Below are 3,280 nucleotides of genomic sequence, written 5' to 3' on the forward strand. Positions count from 1 at the left end.
GCCCCGGACACAACCTCTCCGCCCGTCGGGGAAGCCGCCAGCCCCGTGCGCCGAGCGGGCGACACGTGCGCGCGTGAAGTGGGTGTGCGGGAAGTCGGACCGGCCGACTTCCCGCGCAGGCGTACCGGTCAGAGGCCGAAGTGGGCGGCGATGCCGTCGAGGACGCAGTCGAGGCCGGTTGCGAACTGCCAGTCGGGGTCGTCCTTGCGGGTGGCCTCGTGGAGGTAGCGCTGGTAGCTGGGGTAGCGGCCGGTGCCCATCAGCCAGCTCATCCGGGAGGCGAGGCCGGCCCGGGTCTGGTCGCCGTCGGACCAGCCGCGCTCGCGGCGGAGGGTCTCCAGGGTGACCTCGGCGGCGACCGAGCCGTGGACGTAGCCGGTGACGGTGCGGAACACCGCCATGGTGGTGTCGGCGTCCAGGCCGTGCTCGGCCAGGGCGGCGAACGCGCGCTCGGGGACGGCCAGTTGGTTGGGGCTGAGGGAGAACGGGGTGGCCGCCCGGACGGTCCACGGGTGGGCCAGATGCATTGCTCGCAGGTGGACGGCCAGGCCGCGCATGGTGTCCCGCCAGCCCTCGGAGGGTGCGTCCAGCGGCAGCTGGCCGTACACGTGGTCGACCATCAGCTCGATGAGTTCGTCCTTGCCGGAGACGTACCGGTAGGCGGCCATCGGGGCGACGCCGAGCTCGCCGGCCAGTCGGCGCATCGTGACGGCGTCCAGGCCCTCGGCGTCCGCGATGGCGACCGCGGCCTCGGCGATCCGGTGCGGGGTCAGGGTGGTGCGCGGCGCGGGGGCCGGGCGGTCCAGGCGCTCCCAGAGCGAGATCTGGGGCTTGTCGTCGCCTGCGGGGGTGTCCCCGGTGGGGGCCTGCTGAGCGGGCATGGGGCGGGCTCCTTCCGACTGGGGTGCTTCGCAGCCTAGCAGTTGCCGTGTACGGCGTATCGGTAGTGGACGGCGTACGCGTCGATGTGTACGTTGTATCCGCAGCGGATACGCCGTACACACCAGCCGTCCCGGAGGGGGATTCCCATGTCCACGGAGCAGAAGTCCACGGAGCAGAAGGCAGTGGAGCAGAAGGCCGCGGAGCAGAACCTGAAGGTCGCCGTCCTCGTCGGCAGCACCCGCGAAGGCCGCTTCGGTCCGGTGGTCACCGACTGGCTGCTCGGCCACCTGGAGGCCCGCGGCGACCTGACCGCCGACCGGATCGACCTGGTGGAGACCCCGCTGCCCACCACCTTCCCGTCCTTCGGCGGCGAACTGCCCCCGGGTGACGCCGAGTTGCTGGCCGCGGTGTCGCCCCGGCTGGAGGCGGCCGACGCCTTCGTGTTCGTCACGCCCGAGTACAACCACAGCTTTCCGGCCCCGCTGAAGAACGCCATCGACTGGCACAACCGGCAGTGGCACGGCAAGCCGGTCGGCTTCGTCTCGTACGGCGGTCTGTCCGGGGGCCTGCGGGCCGTCGAGCAGCTCCGGGTGGTGATGGCGGAGCTGAACGCCGCGACGATCCGCAACACGGTCAGCTTCCACGGCGCCGCGCAGTGCTTCGACACCGACGGCAAGGCGATCGACCCGGCCGCCGACGCCGCCGCCAAGACCATGCTCGACCAGCTCACCTGGTGGGCACAGGCCTTGCGGGACGCCCGGCAGACCCGCCCGTTCGCGGCCTGAGCGCGGAAGGGGGAAGGAGCATGGTCGTGGAACCGGCCGGGGACCGCCCCAAACCGCCGCTGCTCGGCGTGGTCGGGCTGATGCTCGGCATCTTCCTCGCGGCCCTCGACGGGGAGATCATCAGCACGGCGCTGCCCACCGTCGTCGGCGACCTCGGCGGGCTGGAGCACCTCTCCTGGGCCCTCACCGCCTACCTGCTGACCTCCGCCGCCACTACCCCGCTCTGGGGCCGGCTGGGCGACCTGTACGGGCGCAAGGGCGCCTACCAGTGGGCGGTGGTGGTGTTCCTCGTGGGCTCGGTGCTCTCCGGGCTCGCCCAGGACATGGCGCAGCTGGTCGCCTTCCGGGGGCTCCAGGGAATCGGCGCGGGCGGGCTGATGGTCGGCGCGCTCTCCGTGATCGGGGTGCTCGTCCCGGCCGACGACCGGGCCCGGGTGCAGTCGGTGATCGGCGTGCTGATGCCGATCGCCTTCGTCGGCGGACCGCTGCTCGGCGGCCTCCTCACCGAACGCCTCAGCTGGCGCTGGGCCTTCTACGTCAACCTGCCGATCGGGCTGTTCGCCCTGTTCGCGGTCGGCGTCGGGGTGCGACTGCGCACCGAGCGGGTGCGCGCCCCGTTCGACTGGGCCGGGGTCGCCCTGCTGACCACCGGCATCACCGCGCTCACCCTGGTCGGCACCTGGGGCGGCGTCGCCTACTCCTGGACCTCCCCGCAGCTCCTCGGCGCGGCGGCCGTCGCGGTGGTCGCGCTGGCCGGGTTCGTCCGGACCGAACTGCGCGCCCCCGGGCCACTGATCCCGCCCGCGCTGTTCCGCGTGCGCAACTTCACCGTCGCCCAGGTGCTCGGCTTCCTGTCCGGTGCGATCATGCTCGCCCTGATCGGCTACCTGCCGCAGTACTTCCAGTTCGTCCAGGGCGCCTCGCCCACCGTCGGCGGCCTGCTCCTGCTGCCGCTGATGCTCGGCATGATGGGCACCCAGCTGGTGACGGCGCGGCTGATGGGCCGACCCGGCGGCGAGCGGCGCTACCCGCTGCTGGGCGGCGCGCTGGCCCTGGCCGGCTCCGCGCTGCTGCTGCTCCTCGGCCCCGGTACGCCGGTGGCCCTCGCCTCCGCGCTCACCGCGGTCGCCGGGGTCGGGATCGGCCTGCTGACCCAGAGCACCCTGCTGACCTCGATGGGCACCGTCCCGCCCCAGGACATGGGCGCGGCGATGGGCGTGGTCACCCTGCTGCGCAGCATCGGCGGTTCGCTGGGCATGGCCGTGCTCGGCGCGGTCTACTCGGCGCGGCTCACCGGCTCGCTCGCGGAGCGCCTCGGGGCCGCCGACGCCGGCCGTCTCACCGGTGGCGGCGGTCTGACCCCGTCCGCCCTCGCCGAGCTCCCGGCCGAGGTCCGCGACGCCGTCGGGGCGGCGGTCACCGGCGGGCTGCACGGCACGGCCGCGGGCGGCGCGCTGCTGGCGGCGGTGGCCACGGCGGTCGCCTGCCTGGCCCGCCCGCAGCGGGGGGCAACCGGGGAGCCGGCGTCGGCCGACGCACCCGCGAAGGCGGGCGCGGCCGGGTGATCCCGGGCGACGCGAAGGCCCCCGGGCGGAGCGGGAGACCGCCCGGGG

3 protein-coding genes are annotated in these 3,280 nt (G+C 74.1%); 2 read left to right on the top strand and 1 reads right to left on the bottom strand.

Features of this window, described 5'->3' with window-relative positions; all coding sequences use genetic code 11:
- Nucleotides 1–128: 128 nt before the first annotated feature.
- Nucleotides 129–881, bottom strand: coding sequence for a TetR/AcrR family transcriptional regulator (locus ACFU7Y_RS42135; RefSeq protein ID WP_224276793.1), 753 nt, complete (start codon nucleotides 879–881; stop codon nucleotides 129–131).
- 147 nt (nucleotides 882–1,028) lie between these two features.
- On the opposite strand from ACFU7Y_RS42135, the gene ACFU7Y_RS42140 reads away from it, so the two are divergent.
- Entirely contained in the window at nucleotides 1,029–1,667 is a 639-nt protein-coding gene (locus tag ACFU7Y_RS42140; protein WP_380771726.1) for an NADPH-dependent FMN reductase, read from the top strand.
- A 20-nt stretch (nucleotides 1,668–1,687) separates the two neighbouring features.
- Nucleotides 1,688–3,232 carry an MFS transporter gene (locus ACFU7Y_RS42145; RefSeq protein WP_380771728.1) on the top strand — a complete coding sequence of 515 codons (1,545 nt, stop codon included), beginning with the start codon at nucleotides 1,688–1,690 and terminating at the stop codon, nucleotides 3,230–3,232.
- Nucleotides 3,233–3,280 lie beyond the last annotated feature (48 nt).

The sequence above is a fragment of the Kitasatospora sp. NPDC057542 genome (genome assembly GCF_042801945.1).
GTDB lineage: Bacteria > Actinomycetota > Actinomycetes > Streptomycetales > Streptomycetaceae > Kitasatospora.

Coding starts and splice junctions, on each gene's coding strand:
- ACFU7Y_RS42140 (WP_380771726.1), top strand. CDS start 1,029: ATGTCCACGGAGCAGAAGTCCACGGAGCAGAAGGCAGTGGAGCAGAAG.
- ACFU7Y_RS42135 (WP_224276793.1), bottom strand. CDS start 881: ATGCCCGCTCAGCAGGCCCCCACCGGGGACACCCCCGCAGGCGACGAC.
- ACFU7Y_RS42145 (WP_380771728.1), top strand. CDS start 1,688: ATGGTCGTGGAACCGGCCGGGGACCGCCCCAAACCGCCGCTGCTCGGC.